Origin of the sequence: Pseudenemella bisphenolivorans, assembly GCF_051133435.1 — a bacterium.
Classification (GTDB): Bacteria; Actinomycetota; Actinomycetes; order Propionibacteriales; family Propionibacteriaceae; genus JAAYAO01.
Genome location: NZ_JBPGNY010000001.1, coordinates 203,392 through 221,794 on the forward strand (window position 1 = coordinate 203,392; position 18,403 = coordinate 221,794).

15 protein-coding genes are annotated in these 18,403 nt (G+C 66.4%); 3 read left to right on the forward strand and 12 right to left on the reverse strand.

What is annotated here, in order from left to right:
* Positions 1-4 precede the first annotated feature (4 nt).
* Genes zwf through pgl form a run of 3 tightly spaced genes read left to right on the forward strand, consistent with a single transcriptional unit; the run spans position 5 to position 3,203 of the window.
* Entirely contained in the window at positions 5-1,552 is a 1,548-nt protein-coding gene (zwf, locus tag ACR4XW_RS00995; RefSeq protein ID WP_434758644.1) for a glucose-6-phosphate dehydrogenase, read from the forward strand.
* The gene (locus ACR4XW_RS01000; protein ID WP_434758645.1) at positions 1,549-2,502 is read left to right on the forward strand and encodes a glucose-6-phosphate dehydrogenase assembly protein OpcA; all 954 of its coding nucleotides are present in this window, start codon (positions 1,549-1,551) and stop codon (positions 2,500-2,502) included. The genes zwf and ACR4XW_RS01000 overlap by 4 nt, the downstream gene beginning before the upstream one ends.
* Complete coding sequence (pgl, locus tag ACR4XW_RS01005) at positions 2,499-3,203, forward strand: 6-phosphogluconolactonase (protein ID WP_434758646.1); 705 nt, start codon at positions 2,499-2,501, stop codon at positions 3,201-3,203. The genes ACR4XW_RS01000 and pgl overlap by 4 nt, the downstream gene beginning before the upstream one ends.
* An 83-nt stretch (positions 3,204-3,286) precedes the next feature.
* Here the strand turns inward: pgl and ACR4XW_RS01010 are convergent, their stop codons facing one another.
* The 12 genes from ACR4XW_RS01010 to whiA all read right to left on the reverse strand — a co-directional run bounded on the left by ACR4XW_RS01010 (position 3,287) and on the right by whiA (position 18,394).
* The gene (locus ACR4XW_RS01010) at positions 3,287-3,643 is read right to left on the reverse strand and encodes an RNA polymerase-binding protein RbpA (protein WP_434758647.1); all 357 of its coding nucleotides are present in this window, start codon (positions 3,641-3,643) and stop codon (positions 3,287-3,289) included.
* Between the two features lie 28 nt (positions 3,644-3,671).
* Positions 3,672-3,917 carry a preprotein translocase subunit SecG gene (gene secG / locus ACR4XW_RS01015; protein ID WP_434758648.1) on the reverse strand — a complete coding sequence of 82 codons (246 nt, stop codon included), beginning with the start codon at positions 3,915-3,917 and terminating at the stop codon, positions 3,672-3,674.
* A gap of 128 nt (positions 3,918-4,045) precedes the next feature.
* Positions 4,046-4,825: a triose-phosphate isomerase gene (tpiA, locus tag ACR4XW_RS01020; RefSeq protein WP_434758649.1), complete on the reverse strand. Its 780-nt coding sequence runs from the start codon at positions 4,823-4,825 to the stop codon at positions 4,046-4,048.
* A gap of 3 nt (positions 4,826-4,828) precedes the next feature.
* The gene (locus ACR4XW_RS01025; RefSeq protein WP_434758650.1) at positions 4,829-6,010 is read right to left on the reverse strand and encodes a phosphoglycerate kinase; all 1,182 of its coding nucleotides are present in this window, start codon (positions 6,008-6,010) and stop codon (positions 4,829-4,831) included.
* Positions 6,011-6,040: 30 nt separating this feature from the next.
* Positions 6,041-7,045, reverse strand: coding sequence for a type I glyceraldehyde-3-phosphate dehydrogenase (gene gap / locus ACR4XW_RS01030; RefSeq protein WP_434758651.1), 1,005 nt, complete (start codon positions 7,043-7,045; stop codon positions 6,041-6,043).
* Between the two features lie 328 nt (positions 7,046-7,373).
* On the reverse strand, positions 7,374-11,552 hold the full coding sequence (locus ACR4XW_RS01035; protein ID WP_434758652.1) for a SpaA isopeptide-forming pilin-related protein: 4,179 nt from the start codon (positions 11,550-11,552) through the stop codon (positions 7,374-7,376).
* Positions 11,553-11,645: 93 nt separating this feature from the next.
* Positions 11,646-12,593, reverse strand: a complete 948-nt coding sequence (locus ACR4XW_RS01040) for a class C sortase (protein ID WP_434758653.1) — start codon at positions 12,591-12,593, stop codon at positions 11,646-11,648.
* Positions 12,590-14,158, reverse strand: a complete 1,569-nt coding sequence (locus ACR4XW_RS01045; protein WP_434758654.1) for a SpaH/EbpB family LPXTG-anchored major pilin — start codon at positions 14,156-14,158, stop codon at positions 12,590-12,592. The genes ACR4XW_RS01040 and ACR4XW_RS01045 overlap by 4 nt, the downstream gene beginning before the upstream one ends.
* Entirely contained in the window at positions 14,155-15,054 is a 900-nt protein-coding gene (locus tag ACR4XW_RS01050) for a class C sortase (protein ID WP_434758655.1), read from the reverse strand. The genes ACR4XW_RS01045 and ACR4XW_RS01050 overlap by 4 nt, the downstream gene beginning before the upstream one ends.
* 90 nt (positions 15,055-15,144) lie before the next feature.
* On the reverse strand, positions 15,145-15,411 hold the full coding sequence (locus ACR4XW_RS01055) for an LPXTG cell wall anchor domain-containing protein (RefSeq protein ID WP_434758656.1): 267 nt from the start codon (positions 15,409-15,411) through the stop codon (positions 15,145-15,147).
* Entirely contained in the window at positions 15,327-16,781 is a 1,455-nt protein-coding gene (locus tag ACR4XW_RS01060) for a SpaH/EbpB family LPXTG-anchored major pilin (RefSeq protein WP_434758657.1), read from the reverse strand. Before ACR4XW_RS01060 ends, ACR4XW_RS01055 begins: the two co-directional genes overlap by 85 nt.
* 629 nt (positions 16,782-17,410) lie before the next feature.
* On the reverse strand, positions 17,411-18,394 hold the full coding sequence (gene whiA, locus ACR4XW_RS01065; protein WP_434758658.1) for a DNA-binding protein WhiA: 984 nt from the start codon (positions 18,392-18,394) through the stop codon (positions 17,411-17,413).
* Positions 18,395-18,403 lie beyond the last annotated feature (9 nt).

Sequence of the window (18,403 nt, forward strand, 5' to 3'; positions counted from 1 at the left end):
CCCGATGGCCGCGACCGACAAGGGTCAGGCACCGACGATCGGCGACAACCCCCTGCGCGATCCGCGCGATCGCCGGTTGCCGCGGATCGCCGACCCCAGCGTGCTGGTGCTGTTCGGGGTCACCGGTGACCTCTCCCGCAAGAAGCTGATGCCGGCGGTCTACGACCTGGCCAATCGGGGCCTGTTGCCGCCCGGTTTCGCCCTGGTCGGCTTCGCCCGGCGCGACTGGGAGGATCAGGACTTCGCCCAGATGGTGCACGACGCGGTGCAGGAGTATGCCCGCACCCCCTTCCGCGAAGAGGTGTGGAGCCAGTTGCTGACCGGCATCCGCTTCGTGTCGGGTTCCTTCGACGACGATGACGCCTTCGCCCGACTCGCCGAAACGGTGGCCACCCTGGACCGCACCAACGGCACCAGCGGCAACCACGCCTTCTACCTGTCGATTCCGCCCGGCTCCTTCGAGACCGTGGTGAATCAGTTGGCCCGGCACGGGATGGCCGAGGCCGACGGCCCGGGGTGGAACCGGGTGGTGATCGAGAAGCCCTTCGGCCACGATCTGCAGTCGGCCCAGGAACTCAACGCGGTGGTGTCGCAGGTCTTCCCCCCGCAGGCGGTGTTCCGGATCGACCACTACCTGGGCAAGGAAACCGTGCAGAACATGTTGGCGCTGCGGTTCGCCAACCAGATGTTCGAGCCGGTGTGGAACAACCGGTACATCGACCACGTGCAGATCACGATGGCCGAGGACATCGGCATCGGTGGCCGGGCCGGGTACTACGACGGCATCGGTGCGGCCCGCGATGTGATCCAGAACCACCTGTTGCAGTTGCTGGCGCTGACCGCGATGGAGGAACCCACCTCCTTCGCCGCCGACCGGCTGCGCAGTGAGAAACAGAAGGTGCTCAGCGCGGCCCGCGCGGCCGACCCGGCCCTGCACAGCGCCCGGGGACGGTATGTGGCCGGCTGGGCCGGTGGCCGCGAGGTGGGTGGCTACCTCGACGAGGAGGGCATCGCCCCCGATTCGACCACCGAAACCTATGCCGCGATCCGGGTGGACATCGACAACCGCCGCTGGGCCGGGGTGCCGTTCTACCTGCGCACCGGCAAGCGGCTGGCCCGCCGCACCACCGAGGTGGCGTTGATGTTCCGCCCCGCACCGCACCGTCCCTTCCCCGACATGCTGGAGATGGACCGCAACGCTCTGGTGCTGCGGATCCAGCCCGAGGAGGGTGTGACGATGCGCTTCGGCGCGAAGGTGCCGGGCACCCAGATGGAGATCCGGCAGGTGAACATGGACTTCGCCTACGGTGAGTCGTTCACCGAGTCGAGCCCCGAGGCCTACGAACGGTTGATCCTGGACGTACTGCTCGGCGATCCGCCGTTGTTCCCCCAGCACGAGGAGGTCGAGCTGTCCTGGCAGATTCTCGACCCGGTGCTGGAGCACTGGGCCGCCGAGGGCACCCCGCCGCAGGATTACCTGCCGGGTTCCTGGGGTCCGCAATCGGCGGCCGACATGTTGGCCCGGGACGGATTCACCTGGAGGCGGCCATGAACATCAGTTTGCCGAACACCACCGCCTCGGAGGTGTCCAAGGAACTGCTGCGTGCCCGGCAGAGCTCGGGGGCGACCACCCAGGGACGGGTGTTCACCCTGGTCGTGGTGACCACCCCGCCCGAGGCGGAGGAAGCCCTGGCGGCCAGCCAGTTGGCCGCGACCGAGCATCCGTCGCGGATTCTGATGTTGGTCGACGACCCGAATGCCGAGTCGTCGGGGCTGGATGCCGAGGTGCGGCTGAACCGCGGGTCGGCCTCCTCGGAGACCCTGGTGTTGCATCTGCGCGGTGAGGTCGCCGAACACCCCGCCTCGGTGGTGACCGCCCTGCTGTTGCCCGACTCCCCCGTGGTGGTGTGGTGGCCGACCACCTCACCCGTCTCCCCGATCGACGATCCGATCGGCGCGGTGGCCGACCGCCGGATCACCGATGCCCTCGGTGATGCCGACCCCCTGCAGGCGCTACGGATTCGGGCGGCCAACCACCAGCCCGGCGACACCGATCTGACCTGGACCCGGCTGACCCAGTGGCGGGCACTGCTGGCTGCCGCCCTGGATCAATACCCGCATCCGGTCACCGAGGCCGTGGTGGAGGCGGCCGAGGACAATGCCTCGGCCGAGTTGATGGTGGCCTGGCTGGCGTCCCGGCTGGACGTGCCGGTGCACCGGCTGAACAGTGAGGGCCCCGGCATCACCCGGGTCAAACTGGTCACCGAGGAGGGCACGATCCGGATCACCCGAACCGATGCCCGCCATGCCCGCTTCGAGATTCCCGGCCAACCCGAACGCGAGGTCGCCCTGCCGCGCCGGATTCTCAGCGAGCTGATCACCGAAGAACTGCGCCGGATGGACGCCGACGAGGTCTTCGAGGAGACCACGCGGGCGTTGCTGGCCCGGCAGAACTCCGACCGGGCGGACAGCCCGGCGTCCGATGAGGGAGACCACCGATGACCGTTGAGATCTTGTTGCACAACAGCGCCGACCACGTGGTCGAACAGGTGGCCGGCACCCTGCTGGACACCCTGGCCCAGTTGCAGAGTTCGGGGAAGGCCCCGCAACTGTGCATGACCGGTGGCCGGGTGGCGAACCGGATCTATGCCCGGGTGGCCGAGCTGGCCCCCGACCATGCCCTGGATTGGTCGAACATGGACCTGTGGTGGGGCGACGAACGGTTCGTGCCCACCGATGACCCGGACCGCAATGTGGGTCAGGCCCTGGCGACCCTGGCCGGACGGCTGCAGCTCAGCCCCTCGCGGATCCATTCGATGCCGGCCGCCGACGGGCCCGCCGACCTGGACGCCGCCGCCCGCACCTACGCCGACGATCTGGGCAACACGGTGTTCGACATTTGCCTGCTCGGGATGGGCCCGGACGGACATGTCGCCTCGCTGTTTCCCGATCACCCGTCCTCGGAGCCGACCAGTCGGTCGGTGATCGCGGTGCGCAACTCCCCCAAACCGCCGCCGGAGCGGCTCAGCCTGACCCTGCCGGTGATCAATGCCTCCACCGAGGTGTGGCTGCTGGTGACCGGGGCCGACAAGGCCGAGGCGGTGGCGCGGGCCCATCGCGGCGAGGACATTCCGGCGGCGAAGGTGCACGGCACCGCGCTCACCCGCTGGTTCCTGGACGCCGACGCCGGGTCCATGCTGTAAGGCACCGCCCGCTCAGAACGCGGCAACGCAACAGGGCCACTCCCGGATTCGGGGAGTGGCCCTGTTGCGTCAGGACGGAGGGATCAGTAGATCACTTCGCCGCGGGCGCGTCGGGCGCGCAGGGATTCGAGCGCCTCGGCGAGGATTTCCTCGGCTTCGGAGTCGGTGCGGCGTTCCTTCACATAAGCCAGATGGGTCTTGTACGGCTGGATCTTCGGCGGCGGTGGCGGGTTGGACGCGTCGGTGTTCGCCGGCATTCCGCAGCGCGGGCAATCCCACTCCTCCGGCACCTGGGCGTCGGCGGCGAAAGCCGGCCGGGTCTCATGTCCGTTGGAGCAGAAATAGGAGATGTAGAGCCGCGGCGCACTGTCGCCGCGCTCGGCCTCCCCCATCGGGCCCGCACCTACTCGGCTGCCACGAATGGCGCTTCCACCAATCACAGTTTTCCTTCCGATCGATCGTCGCGGGTCAGATCCCGTAGCGATACATCGCGAGCAGGGCCAAAATGCACGCAGCCCACACCAAGCCCACGATGATGGTGATTCGGTCGAGATTGCGCTCGGCCATGGACGAACCACCCATCGTCGATGACATGCCGCCACCGAAGAGGTCGGACATGCCACCACCGCGTCCCTTGTGCAACAGGATGAACCCGGCGAGCACAATGCTCAGCACCAGGAGCACGATGGAAAGAATCATCACCGGAACGCTCATCGGCAGCACCCATCGAACAGCATCTGGACAATCACGAACGTCACCATACAACGGCGAAGCCCCGAGAACCGAAACGGCATCTCGGGGCTTCGGGCGACTGCTGTGGTCTCAGGTGACGAGGGCCACGCTCAGAGCTCGTAGAACCGCGCGATGGTCGCGAAGTCGTCGGGCTTCAGGCTGGCGCCACCGACCAGGCAACCGTCCACATCGGGCTGGGCCATGATCTCGGCGACGTTCTCGCCCTTGACCGAACCTCCGTACTGGATGCGTACCTTCTCGGCCGCATCGGCACCCAGGTTGTCCTTCACCCAGCCGCGGATCGCACCGCAGACCTCCTGAGCGTCGGCCGGGGTGGCGACCTCACCGGTGCCGATCGCCCAGACCGGCTCGTAGGCAACCACCAGGGAGCCGACCTGTTCCGCGCTCAGCCCGGCCAGCGAACCGGCCACCTGCGCCAGGGTGTAGGACACCTGGTCACCGGCCTTGCGCACGTCGAGGCCCTCACCGACACACACGATCGGGGTCATCCCCGCCTCGAGCACCTTGCCGGCCTTGGTGTTGACCAACTCGTCCGACTCGTTGTGGTACTCACGACGTTCGGAGTGGCCGACCACCACATAGGAGCAGTTCAGCTTGGCCAGCATCGCCGCCGACACCTCACCGGTGTAGGCACCCGCATCGTGGGCCGAGACGTCCTGGGCACCGAACTTGAGCGGCAACCGGTCGCCCTCGATCAGGGTCTGCACCGAACGGATGTCGGTGAACGGCGGAATCACCACCACTTCGCTCTTGGCCGCGTCGTGGCCCTGGTCCTTGAGGGTCCAGGCGAGTTTCTGCACCAAGCCGGTGGCCTCGACGTGGTCGAGGTTCATCTTCCAGTTGCCCGCCATCAACGGGGTACGTGCCATGGGTCAGTCCTCCAAAACCGAGAGTCCGGGCAGTTCCTTGCCCTCCAGGTATTCCAGCGAAGCCCCACCACCGGTGGAGATGTGGCCGAAGGCGTCGTCGGCGAAGCCGAGGTCGCGCACGGCCGCGGCCGAGTCACCGCCACCGACCACCGAGAGTCCGTCGACCTTGGTCAGCGCCTCGGCGACGGCCTTGGTGCCGCCGGCGAAGGCCTCCCATTCGGCAACGCCCATCGGGCCGTTCCAGAACACCGTCTTGGCGGCCCGGATCTCGGCGGCGAAGGCCTCGGCCGATGCGGGGCCGATGTCGAGCCCCATCTGGTCGTTCGGAATGGCGTCCACCCCGACCACGGTGGCCGGGGAGTCGGCCTTGAACTCGGGGGCCACCACCACGTCGGTGGGCAACACGATCTTGCCCGCGGCGCGGTCCAGGTAGCCCTTGACGGTGTCGACCTGGTCTTCTTCCAGCAGGCTGGAACCGACCTCGTAGCCCTGGGCCTTGAGGAAGGTGAAGACCATGCCGCCGCCGATCAACAGCTTGTCGGCGTGGTCGAGCAGGTTGTCGATCACCTTGAGCTTGTCGGACACCTTGGCCCCACCGAGCACAACCACGTAGGGGTGTTGGGTTTGCTCGGTGAGTTGCTTCATCACCTCGACCTCGTTCTTGACCAGCTCACCGGCCGCGGCCGGCAGCAGCTTGGCCACGTCGTAGACCGAGGCCTGCTTGCGGTGCACCACACCGAAGCCGTCGGAGACGAAGACATCGCCCAGGGCCGCGTACTTCTCGGCCAGGGCCTTGCGTTCGGCCTCGTCCTTGGACTGTTCGGCGGCTTCGAAGCGGACGTTCTCGACCACCAGCACGTCACCGTCACCGAGGGCATCGGCGGCGGCTTGGGCGGATTCGCCCACCACATCGTCGGCCAGCTTCACATCCGCCCCCAAGAGCTCACCCAGCCGCTTGGCAGCGGGCGCGAGTGAGTACTTGGGGTCGGGTGCCCCCTTGGGGCGGCCGAGGTGAGCCAGCACGATGATTCTGGCCCCCGCGTCCCGGAGCAGCGTCAGCGTCGGCAGTGACGCCTTGATACGTCCGTCGTCGGTGATCGTGTCACCGTCCAACGGGACGTTGAGGTCACAGCGGATCACGACCCGCTTGCCCCGAAGATCTCCCAGATCAGTGATTGACTTCACTTCGGCCTTCCCCTCGGTAGTCGTGTCGGATCAGAGCTTGGAGCCGACCAGCAGGCTCAGGTCGACCAGACGGTTCGAGTAGCCCCACTCGTTGTCGTACCAGCCGACGACCTTGACCAGGTTGCCGGTGACCTTGGTGCAGCCGGCATCGAAGATGACCGAGTGCGGGTCGGTTTCGATGTCCTTCGACACGATCGGGTCCTCGGTGTACAACATGACGCCCTTGAGCGGACCCTCGGCGGCGGCCTTGATCGCGGCGTTGACGGCCTCGACCGAGACCTCCTTCTCGGCGGTGAAGGTCAGGTCGGTGGCCGAACCGGTGGGGGTCGGCACGCGCAGCGCGTACCCGTCGAACTTGCCCTTCAGTTCCGGCAGCACCAGGGCCACCGCAGCGGCGGCACCGGTCTTGGTCGGCACGATGTTGAGGGCCGCGGCGCGGGCGCGACGCAGGTCCTTGTGCGGGCCGTCCTGCAGGTTCTGGTCGGCGGTGTACGCGTGCACGGTGGTCATCAGGCCGGCGACGATGCCGAACTCGTCGTTGAGCACCTTGGCCATCGGGGCGAGGCAGTTGGTGGTGCACGAGGCGTTGGAGATGACGGTGTGCGCGGCCGGGTCGTAATCGCCGTCATTGACGCCCATCACGATGGTGATGTCCTCGTTCTTCGCCGGGGCGGAGATGATCACCTTCTTGGCGCCGGCCTCGACGTGCGCCTTGGCGTCCTCGGCCTTGGTGAAGAAACCGGTCGACTCGACCACGATGTCGGCACCCAGGTCACCCCAGGGGAGCTTGGCCGGGTCCTTCTCGGCGAAAGCCTTGATGGCCTTGCCGTTCACGATGATCGACTCGTCGTCGGAGCTGATCTCGCCGTCGAAACGACCCAGGATCGAGTCGTACTTCAGCAAGTGGGCGAGGGTCTTGTTGTCGGTGAGGTCGTTGACGCCGACGATCTCGATGTCGGCTCCCGACGCCACCACGGCGCGGTAGAAGTTACGGCCGATGCGGCCGAAGCCGTTGATGCCTACCTTGACGGTCATGCGATGTCTCCTCACGAAGAAGTTCTTGTGGCGGCAGGGCGCTTCACCCTGCTACCCGTCCCAACGACGCGGGGTGTCGATGCGACAGAAACAACACTATCGGGGCGTCACGGAGCGGTAACGAGGGGACCGGATGTACCACTGGTCTTATCCACTTGGGGTCAGCGGTGTTGCGGGTTCGCCCCGGCCGGTGCCTGCCCCGGCTGCTGCAACGTGCCTCCTCTCGGGCCGGAAAACCGCATTGTGTGCCGAAGGGCGCAGATCGGGCTCATTGCAGCAGCGAACAGGCGCGAGTCGAACTCCGTTCGCAGCAGGTCCGCGGGTGAGGTCAGGCGCGACGACGCACCAGGGCCTGCTTCGGCCGATCGGACTGGAACATCCCGAAGGCGGCGGCACCGAGCAGCATCAGCCCGACGATGATGTTCGGCCACGGCCCGTTTCCGCCGGCTTTCGGCAGGTCACCCTTGGTCTGGTCGAACACCTGCAGGATCAGCCCGTTCGAGGTCGACACCTGCACCACCCCGGCATGGGCGTCGGGGTTGGTCAGCACGATGCCGTCCAGGGTCACCCGGAACTCGATCGGGGTGGCCAGCAGGTTGTGCCCGGTGGGGGCTCCGGCTTCGATCAGCCAGTAGGTTCTGCCGTATTCCAGATCCATCGAGGTGAAGACGGCCCCGTTGTTCGGGTCAACGGCGATCGCACCTGCGATCGGGGTTGCCCCGGCGGTGCCGGGGTCGACGTCGTAGAGCGCGAAGGCAGCTCCCGGCATCGGGCAGGTTTCCACGCCCGTGTCACAGTTGCGGCCGTACTTCTGGATGCTGATCGGCGTCTGGGGCCGTTCCACCGGCACGCAGGCGTCGTTGTTGTTCGGCCCGTCGCTGTCACCGGTCATCTCGACCAGGTTGAAGAATCCACCGTCGGCCGGGTTTCCGGCGCCCTCGGTGTTGCAGGTTCCTGCCTTCTGCCAGTCGACCGCCTCCGGGTCGGCCACCCGGGCGGTCAACACCACCGTGTATCGGGTCGAGGCACCCGGAGCCAGGGATGCTGCCCCGGCCGGGATCGTGAACGTGCCGGAGGTGCCCTGGCCGACGCCACTCAGAGTGACCCCGGTGATCTCGAATCCCGGGGGCACGCTCACCCGGTCGGTGATCGCCGGGTGCGGGGCCGCGACGGTGCCGGAGTTGGTCACGGTGACCACGTAGCTGACCTGCACCGTGCCGTCATCGCCGACGGTCACCGGCGGGCCGGTGGTGCCCGGCTCGGAACCCTGCACCGCCTTGTTCACCATGAACTTCAGCACCTGCACCGGTACGCACTCGTCGTTGTTGTCCGGGCCGTCGGTGTCGTCGGTCATGGTGATCAGGTTGTACAGGCCCTTGGTCTTGTCGGGCGGGGTTCCGGTCCGGCATTCACCGAGATCGGCGAGGCTCTCGTCGGTGAACCGACTCTGGTCGACCTTGTAGGTCACCGAGATCACGAAGTCCCTACCGGTGAACGGCTGGAGGCTCACCCCGGGGGTGACCGTGTAGGTGCCGTCGGGGTTGACCGGAATCACCGCGCCGCCGCTGTGCCGGATGGAACCGATCGTGAAGCCCGGTGGGGTCTCGGGCAGGTCATACACCGGCGCTGAGGTTCCTTCCGTGTTGCCGGTGTTGCTGACGGTGATGGTGTAGTCGATGGTGATCGATGTCTGGCCGGGGGCGAGGGTGATCATCTCCTGGGCGGTCACCTTCGACGTGGCGAAGCCGGTGCGCTGGGCCGGGACACAGGCATCGTTGTTGTTCGGCCCGTCGCTGTCACCGGCCATCTCGACCAGGTTGAAGAAGCCACCGGCTGCCGGGTTACCGGCCCCGTCGGTGTAGCAGGTTCCGGCCGCACTCCAGTCGACCGCCTTCAGGTCCGGGGCCCGGGCCGTCAGGACGACGGTGTAGGGCCGGGAGGTATTCGGTTGCAGGGGTGTGGTGCCCTTGGGAATCGTGAATTGCCCACTGGTGCTCTGATCGGCTCCCCCCAACGTGACCCCGGTGATCTCGAATCCCTCCGGCACCGTCACCTGGTCGGTGATCTGCGGATGCGCGGCCGCCACCTTGCCGGAGTTGGTCACCGTCACCACGTAGCTGACCCGGACGGTGCCATCGGCACCGACCACCACCGGCGGCCCGGTGGTACCCGGCGGGGAATCCTGCACAGCCTTGTTCACCTTGAACCGCGGTACGTCGACCGGCACACAGGCATCGTTGTTGTCCGGGCCGTCGGCATCATCGGCCATCTCGACCAAGTTGTAGATGCCCCTGCGCGGATCGGGGGGCGTCCCGGTGGCACACTCCCCCAGCCATTCGACCGATTCGTCGGTGAACCGACTCTGGTCGACCGCATAGGTGATGGCGATGGTGTAGATCGTGGATCGGCCCGCCGGCAGCGTCACGCCGCCGGCCGCAAGCGTGATCGTGCCGTCGGGGTTCAGGGTGGCGGGCCCACCGTCCACGGTCACCCCGGTGATCCGGAATCCGAGCGGAACCTGCGGACGATCCTGGATCGGAGCCGAGGTGGCGGTCGTGGAACTGATGTTGTCCACCGTCACGGTGAAGGGAACCGTCACCGTCGTCTGATCGGGTGCCAGGGTGATGCGGTCCTGGCCGGTGTTCTTCCTGATCCGGAAGGCCGGTGCCGGCGCCGGGAAGGAGCAGGACGCGAAGTCGCTCAGGTATGGGGCGTTGAATCCATTCCTGACGGCGGTGAGTGCCCCGGTTGTTTGGTTGACGCTGTAGAACTGTGGGAAAAGCGTGCTGTTGTTGCCGGTTCGGCGCCGACCCACGTACAGCGTGTCTCCGACGAAGGCCAGCCCGCGGATCAGGGTTTGCCCGTCACTCGTGACCCCGGTGGGCAGTTCGGGCCCCGGGGCCACCTGTCCGGTACCCATCAGACCCGCGGTCGGCACCTTCTGGATGTAGTACTTGTTGTCCGAGCTTTTCAGTTTCGCGATCCAGAGGTTGCCCGCACCATCGAACGCGAAGTCGGCAGTGCTACCCCCGAAGGGGTTCAGGGTCGCGCCCCGGTTCCAGGTTTGGGGAGTGTTCGGTGACGTCACGATGGCGTTGACCTGGGCCGCTGTCAGGTAATACAGCGTTGCCTGATAGCCGGCCCACAGGTTGCCCTCCGGGTCGAAGGCCAAAGCATCGACGCTCGACAGTTGCGTGAGGACGGTGCTGCTGGTGGTTACCGCCCCGGTCGACAGGTTGCGGATCACCAGCTCCTCGGAGCGGTTCACCGAAAAGATCAACCGTTCATGTTTGTCGGTGGCCGCAAGGGCGTGGGTCTCGGTACCGACATTGCCCGATTGCACGGTCGTGGCACCATCCCAGACGTACAGCTTCGCCGTGGCCTCGGCGGTGCTCACGTACAGGTTGTCCGCACACCATCCCACCGGTGCGCCACCGGGGATCTCGAAGGAGTCCGCGGCCTCGGCCGATCTCACCCGTTCGGGAGAGCCCGCGAAGACCGTGGTGACCGACCGCCATGAGGGAATGTGGGTATGTCCGCCCGAGGACGAGCAACCGTTGATCGTGCCGTGTTGTTCGATGGTGATCGTCGCACCGTCGGGAATCCACACCTCACCGGTGTAGGTGGTGACGTCCAGTGGCCAGTTCATCGATTGTTCCCAGGTGGTGCCGGCCGGAGCACCCGACGGGATGTACGGGGCGGTGGGGTCGTCCGGCTTCCACACCATGTCCACCCCGGCCTGGGGTGTGATGATCTCGCCGTTCCGGTCCCGAATGGTGATGGTAGGCGCGTCCCGGTCGTAGGTGATGTTCCGGTTGACATCACCCAGTTTGATGTCACCGAGCCATGCCCCGTAACCGCCCCCGTCGAGCCTGGCGGTGTTCCTGAACACACCGGTGCAAAGTTTGCCCGGATCGGCCACGAACCCCTTGTCGTCCGGATCGATCACTTCGGTGAAGCTGATGCTCGGCATCACCTTGGCCTTGACGCTGACCTGGCCGTTGATCGTGTTTCCGGGCATCGCATTCGGTGAAACCTTCGCCGGCAGGGTGAAGTCGGCGAAGGTGTTGATCGGCCCGTTGAAGGTGACCACCCATGCACCGTCGGTGAAGGTGGGCCCGGAGGCGAAGGAACGCTCCCTTCCGTCGTTCCATCGGAAGTCGGTGGGTCTCGGCGGCCGGGTGAGCGGCCCGAGCATGTCCTGCGCGAATCGGAAAGTGACCGGATCCGCACTGGGCACGTTCACGGTGAGGCGGCCGGTGTAACTGAACTGCTCGCCGGGCTGCCCCACGTCCTTGCTGTCGGTGAGGGTGACCGCCACCGAGACGTCCTTGTCCGGACTACCCACCCCGACCGGGATCGCCCTCGGTATGTAGGCGTGGGCCTGCTGGGCCGGCGCCCCGGTCAGCACTCCCGTCACCGCGATGACGAAGGCCATCACCACATACCCGATGCGGCGCCGGGCCGGTCCGGCCCGTGTCGGTCCGCTCGCCGGCGTTGTCAACATCCTTGCTCCCCGTCCTGCTCGGGAGCCTCGGATCCTGCTCATCACTCCACCCGTCTTGCTCGCCCGGTTCAGGGCGTTGCGGTCCAAACCGAGTTACGGAGCTTCCCTCCGCACGGAGCTGTGCTGTGCCGCGGTCTTCGCCCGGCGTCGATTGCGGACGACGAACAACGTCAGCAATCCCAGACCGCCGGCAGCTCCGGCCAGCAGCCCGTACATCCACGGCTCCAAGATGAACCCACCGAGTTCGGCCCCACCGTGGGAGGACCGTTCCGCCTGCTCGTCGTAGGGCACACGGTGCCCGCGCACCAGCAGTCGGTGGGTGTTGACGGCGTAGGGGGTGCAGGTGAACAGGGTCGCCAGGTCTTTGTCGTCCTCGGGGGCCAGGGCGCCGATCTCGTCGGGTAGGACGACCAGGATCTGGTCGACTTCGTAGGCCAGTGTTTCGCCGTACACGTCGATGTAGAACACGTCCCCCTCGACCACATCGATCAGATGGTCGAACAGGGTGGCATTGGCGAAGGCGGTGTGGCTGGTGAGGACGGTGTGGCTGCCCTCACCGCCCACCGGCAGGGACGTCCCGTAGAGGTGTCCGGCACCCTTGGCCAACACCTCATCGGAGGTGCCGTGGTAGATGGGCAGGTCGATTCCCACCCGGGGCACCCGTACCCGTGCCATCGCACCGAAGTCGTTCAACTGCGATTCGTATTCCCGGTAGGCATCCGACTCGGGTGCACTGGCGGCGTTGGACAACCAGGGGTCGAGAATCGGCACACCCGGCAGCGGGTCGTTGTAGGCCCTGGCCCGTTCCAGCCCGTCGGAGAGGGTTTCGGGGGCGGCCTGGGTGAGTTGGTTGTTGTACTCGCGGGCGATTTCGCGTTGCCGGTGGTTGTTCCAGTTGGTCGCGAAGATCGGGTACAGCAAGACCGCGACACCCACCAGGACCAGCAGCACCGGGATGAAGGAGCGAAGTGGGTTGGTGCGCTTCTTCTTCGCCGGTGGCGGGGTCGGCGCCGGCGAGGGGGGTTCCAGTGTGATGGTCACTGGGTCGTCTCCCGTTCTCTGCGGCGTCGCAGGGTCAACAGGACCGCCGCGGCGGCCAGCAACAGGGCCAGGGAGGTACCGCCGGTCACCAGCGGCCCACCGAAGCCGGTGTCGGGCAGACCGGGAATCAACGACTTGTCGTTGGCGATCGGGAAGCCACCGGTGCCGTCGGCGGCGACCATGCTGCCGTCGGACAGCAGCCGCACCTCGATCGGGTCCCGCAGGGTGCGATATCCACGGGGGGTGACGATCTCACGCACCCAGTAGGACTGCTCGGCCTCGGCGCCGTTCACGAAATCGGATACGTGCACGTGGCTGATCCGGGCCATGCCGTCGCTGCCGGTGGGGCCGGTGACCGCCAACCGCTCGGCGTCCGACCTGGCGTCCTCGACGGTGCGGTAGAGGGCGAACTCGGCGCCGCCCAGGGACTGACCGGAGCGTCCGTCGATCTTGTGCAACTGGAGCACCGCGTACTTACTGACCGTCGGCGGGGAGGTGATCGGTGTGGCACCCGGAATCAGGCCGTGCGGGTACAGCAGTGCCTGGTTCGGCAACTCGACGACTCCGCCGGGAGCCAGTGCCGGGGCATCGGTGCGGTACCGGGCCTGCAGCGACAGGATGACCCGGCTGGTGGCGTCGGCGGCCTTGGCAGCAATCAGGGCGTTCACACCACGCTCGGTGAACTCGACGGTGATTACCGCGGGCTGCTGGTCGAGTCGGTAGTCGCAGTCGGTGGCGGTGGCGCTCGGGCACGGGGTCAGGATCTTTCCGGCGACCCCGGCCGAGACCTCACCGCGCCAATCGGCGGCGGCGAACTGCAAGTAGTCACTGGTGTGGTGGCCGGAGCCGGGCACAGCGGCCGCCGACAGGTCGTCGCGCAACGCATAGCCACCACCGGGGGTGAGGTTCTGCGGAATGTCCGCGCTCAGGGTGAAGGTCATCACGGTGCCCGGTACCGGCGCATCCTCACCCGGCACCCCGATATTGCCGTCGGCAACGGTCTTGGTGATGGTGAGTCGCTCGTTCTTCGGGTACACGTGCAGGTCGTAGAGCCAGGAGTCCCGGGCGTCCGGGTCGGTGAGTGGGACGGTGATCAGGAAATCGTTCACCGGGGTGATGGTCGGGTCGACCTGCACCTCCCGGATCAGATACAGGCCCACCGGCAGGTCGCCGAAAACGGTGACGCCCTGGGCATCGGTCGGGGCCGAGGTGATCGTTTCGCCCAGGTTCTCGTAGGCGCGCTCGATGTTGTTGTAGTACTGCCGCGCCTGCGCCCACCCCTCGTTGGTGGTCAGGTCGACATCCACGACGCGGTTGGCGGTGAAGGTGACTCCGGCCAGCGGCCGGGCATCGGCAGGCACCTCGATCGGGGTACCGGTGGCGGGCTGATCGAAGGGGGCGCCCAAGTACTTGTGCACCGTCACGCTGCCGGCGGCGTTCGGGTCGATCAGGGCGGGGTCGGCGATGGTGCCGTCGGCATGTGCGGTGCTGCCCCAGCCGAGCAGAGCAAGCAGGATGGCCGTACCCAGCGCCAGCACGTGGCGCAGTGAGCGGAGATGGCTCATCGTGCTCTCCTTCGGTTCTTGAGGTCGGATCCGATCCAGCCGGCGATCATGGCCAACAGCAGGGCCAGGGCGATCGCCGCACCGATCAGACGGGCGTACATCCAGGGCAGGATCTGGATCGACTGCAGCAGGGCCGAACCCTGGGACGGGTCGGCTGCCGGGTCATAGGGGATCCGGGTGCCTTGGACCAACAGCCGATGGGAGTTGACTCCGTACGGCGTGCAGGTGATCAGGGTGACCAGGTCTTGCCCGGCCACCGGCGCGAGGGTGTCGATGCGATCGGGCAGAACCACCTGAATCTTGTTGACCTGATAGGCGAGGGTCTCGCCGTACACGTCGATGTAGAACACGTCCCCCTCGGCCACGTCGATCAGACCGTCGAAGAGGCTTGCGTTCTGGATTCCGGTGTGGCCGGTGAGGCCCGCATGGGTGCCGGGGCCGCCGACCGGAAGGCTGGTACCGAACAGATGCCCCACCGCAGATGCCAGGGTTTCTTCGCTGGTGCCGTGTCGCACCGGCAGATCGACCCCGATCGTGGGGATGCGGATCCGAGCCATCGCATCGTGCTCGTTCAGTTGTGTCAGGTATTGCTGGTACTCGGGCCCATCTCCGGCTGGTTTGCCGTCCCACGGGTCCTGGTAGGCCTTCGGGTCGAGTTGGGCGTTGTAGGCGCGGGCCGCCTCGAGCTGTTGATCGAGTTCTGCCTGCGGTGTGCGTTGGAGTTGCTGCTGGTACTGCCGGGCGAACTCCTGCTGGCGATAGTTGTTGTAGAAGGTGGCACCGATCGGGTACAGCATCACCGCGACACCGAGCAGAATCAGCACGACCGGCACGAGCCGATGTGGCCAGTGACGAGTCGGACGTTGGGTTTTCGGCGCGGTCTCGGTGGTGGTCATCGATACCTTCGGGTCAGTGGTGGGGGAACCCTTCGGCTCCCCCACCACCGTTCATGACCCAATCTCCTTCAGTTCAACCTGCGGGGCTGATCAGGCGTTCTGCTTGCGACGGCTGACCAGGTAGTACCCGAGGCCACCGGCAACCAACAGACCACCGATCAGGCTGACCAGGGCCACGCCCTGACCACCGGTCAACGGCAGACGGTTGTTCAGGTTGTCCGGCTGGTTCACCACCTCGGCGGTGTTGCCCGCATCGGAGTTGACCAGACCGCTCAGGTCGACGACACCCTCGGTGGTGAGGCGGAACGGAATCGGCTGAGCCTGCAGCTGGTATCCGTCCGGAGCCTTGGTTTCCACCAGGCAGTACCAGTGCTGGTTCTGGTCGTCGGGGATCGGTGACGGCTCGGGCTGCCCGGCCGGAACCGCCGGCATGTTGAAGAAGTTCGACAACTGCAGACCCGACAGTTTGCCGTAGTTGTTGGTGATCGTGATGGTGCCCATCTCGCGACCCAGGGTGCTGCAGGCCTGCTCGGCGGTCGGAGCGGGCGTGCCCGGACGCACGGCTCCCAGGTACACCGTGAACTCGGCGCCGTCCTGGGTGTTGTTGCGTCGTCTCCGGCGGTCTTGTGGATCACGATCTCGCCGTACTTCGAGTACACGACGTCGGAGGGGATGCCCGGCTTGCCGGGGTTCTGGTCCTCCCAGGGCTGGTTCGGAATCAGGTAGGCCTGGTTGGGGATGGTGCCCTCCGGCGGGATCGTCGTGACCTTCGCGACGATGTCGGTCTGCACCTGAGCGGTGTCATCGGCAAGCTTGGCGGCCATCAGCTTGTCCAGCCCGGCCCGGGTGAAGGTCAGCACGACCGGCTGGCCCGGGGTCGCGGTGTCGATCGTCAAGGTGTAATCGGTACCCGCCACCAGCGGCACGGCCGGATCGGTGTTGTCCCCGATGATCGAGGCCTCCACCGAGACGGCGGTGACATGCTCGTTCAGGTTGTCGCCGATCACGTACTTGCCGATGTCCAAACCGTTCACGGTCCCGTCACCGTTGTGATCGCCGAGGTTCGAGATGGTGCTGGTCAGGCGGTAGGTCAGGTTGTCGCCAACCTTCGGTGCGTCCTGATTCCCGGTGCCCCGGTTGCCGTCCAGAACTTCCTTCTCGATCGTGTCGCGGGTGTTCTTCGGGTACACGTTGACGTCGTAGATCCAGTCGGTGCGGTTTTCCGGATCGGTCATCGGGATGGTCACCAGGAACGGCGCGGCAGCGGTGTAGCCGTCCGGCACCGTGGTCTCGACCACGTAGTAGAGACCGACCGGCAGGTTACCGACGCTGGTCCTGCCGTCGGCTCCGGTCAACCCCGACTCCGTGCCGGGGGTCTGGGTGTTGTCGGCGGCCAGGGCGATGTTGTTGTAGTAGGCGCTGGCCTGCTGCCAACCCGCATTGGTGGTCAGATCCACCGGGGTGGTGGTACCGGGCATGTTGACCCGGTACACGGTGTAACCGGCACCGGCCAACGGTGAGGTGACACATTCGGCCGGAAGCTCCTTGCCGTTCGGCTCACACTGGGTCTGATCCTTCGGCGCGCCGGACTGCTTGGTGATCGTCAGGCTGCCGGTTTGATCAGGATTGATCGTTGGGTCCGCGCTGGCCGGCGTAGCGAGGCCGAGTGTGGCAATTGCCAGCGCCGCCCCGATCGCCGCTACCGAGCGGAGAATCCTTCGGGTCATGAAAATCTCTTTCTCGTGAAAGGGACGGATGGTGCTCGGCCGGCCCCGGGTGGGTCAGCCGTGTTTTCTCAGCCGATACCCACACCTCAGGTATCGGTCGTGCAGTTCAGTAAAGAACAAAAAGGAGCCGGCCCCGAGCACGCCCACGCCAACTCCTTGACGCGGTTCGCACTTCATGACCAGCTCCAGCCTTCCTGAACGAACTGTCCAAAACAGCCTGTCGGCGCCGCCGCAGAGGTGCCCCGTTCGACGTTTTGCCTCAGTACGTCGCGAAACTCGGGTTCTCGCGTTACCTTCACGACTGTTTAGGAATTGTTCGCATCGAAGCACACCTACGACGAAATGTAAAACATCAATTGACGCCGCTGGACACCGACGATCAATGTGACGCAGGCCTCAAACTAGAGGTACTCACACCTGTGTAGCAAGTGCCGCATCCCTGGATTCTCAGAGAACACTGAGGATTCGCGCAGATTGCATCATCCCGGGAACCCCACCGGTCCGGTTGTTCTCCTCCGGGAGGGCACGCCAACTGTGATGCGATTCATACCTTCCCGGCCGAGGAAACAGCCTCTGCGCCAGCGCCCAGGGGCGCCTCGGAGGCATTCGAAACTGCCATTCGCCGGCGATCAGGCATCGTCGAGCATTTCCGGCGACAAACTCGCCGCGGTGCCCGGAATCCCCAACTTGGCGGCTCGTTTGTCGGCCGTGTCCAGCAGTCGGCGAATCCGCCCGGCCACCGCGTCCTTGGTCAGCGGCGGGTCGTGCAGTTGGCCGAGTTCTTCGAGGCTGGCCTGTTTGTTCTCGATCCGCAGCAGACCGGCGGCCCGCAGGTGGTCGGGGACGTCGTCACCGAGGATCTCCAGGGCCCGCTGTACCCGGGCTCCCGCGGCCACCGCGGCCCGTGCCGAACGGCGCAGGTTCGCATCGTCGAAGTTCGCCAGCCGGTTCGCCGAGGCCCGCACCTCGCGGCGCATCCGGCGTTCCTCCCAGGCCAGCACGGCCTCATGGGCGCCGATCCGGGTGAGCATGGCGGCGATGGCGTCCCCGTCGCGCAACACCACACGGTCGACCCCGCGTACCTCGCGGGCCTTGGCCTGAATACCCAGTCGCCGGGCCGCGCCCACCAGGGCGAGGGCGGATTCCGAGCCCGGGCAGGTGATCTCCAGTGACATCGAACGGCCCGGTTCGGTCAACGACCCGTGGGCCAGGAAGGCGCCGCGCCAGGCCGCCTCACATTCGGCCACTCCCCCACCGACGATGGTCTTCGGCAGGCCGCGCACCGGACGGCCGTGGGCATCGACCAAGCCGGTGCGGCGGGCCAGGTCAGCACCCTCCTTGATCAGGCGCACCACGTAGCGGGTGCCTCGGCGCAGGCCCGAACCGTTCACGACGACCATTTCGGAGGCATAGCCGAACAGGTCCTGGATCGAGGTGCGCAACCGGCGGGCGGCGGCACCGAGGTCGAGCTCGGCCTCGATGATGATCCGTCCCGAAGCGAGATGCAGACCACCGGCGAAGCGCAGAATTGCGGCGACCTCGGCGACCCGCAAGCTCGGCTTGACGACCTCGAGGGTCGCCAGTTCTGCCTTCACCTGTTGCGTCATGGCCATTGCCGCATC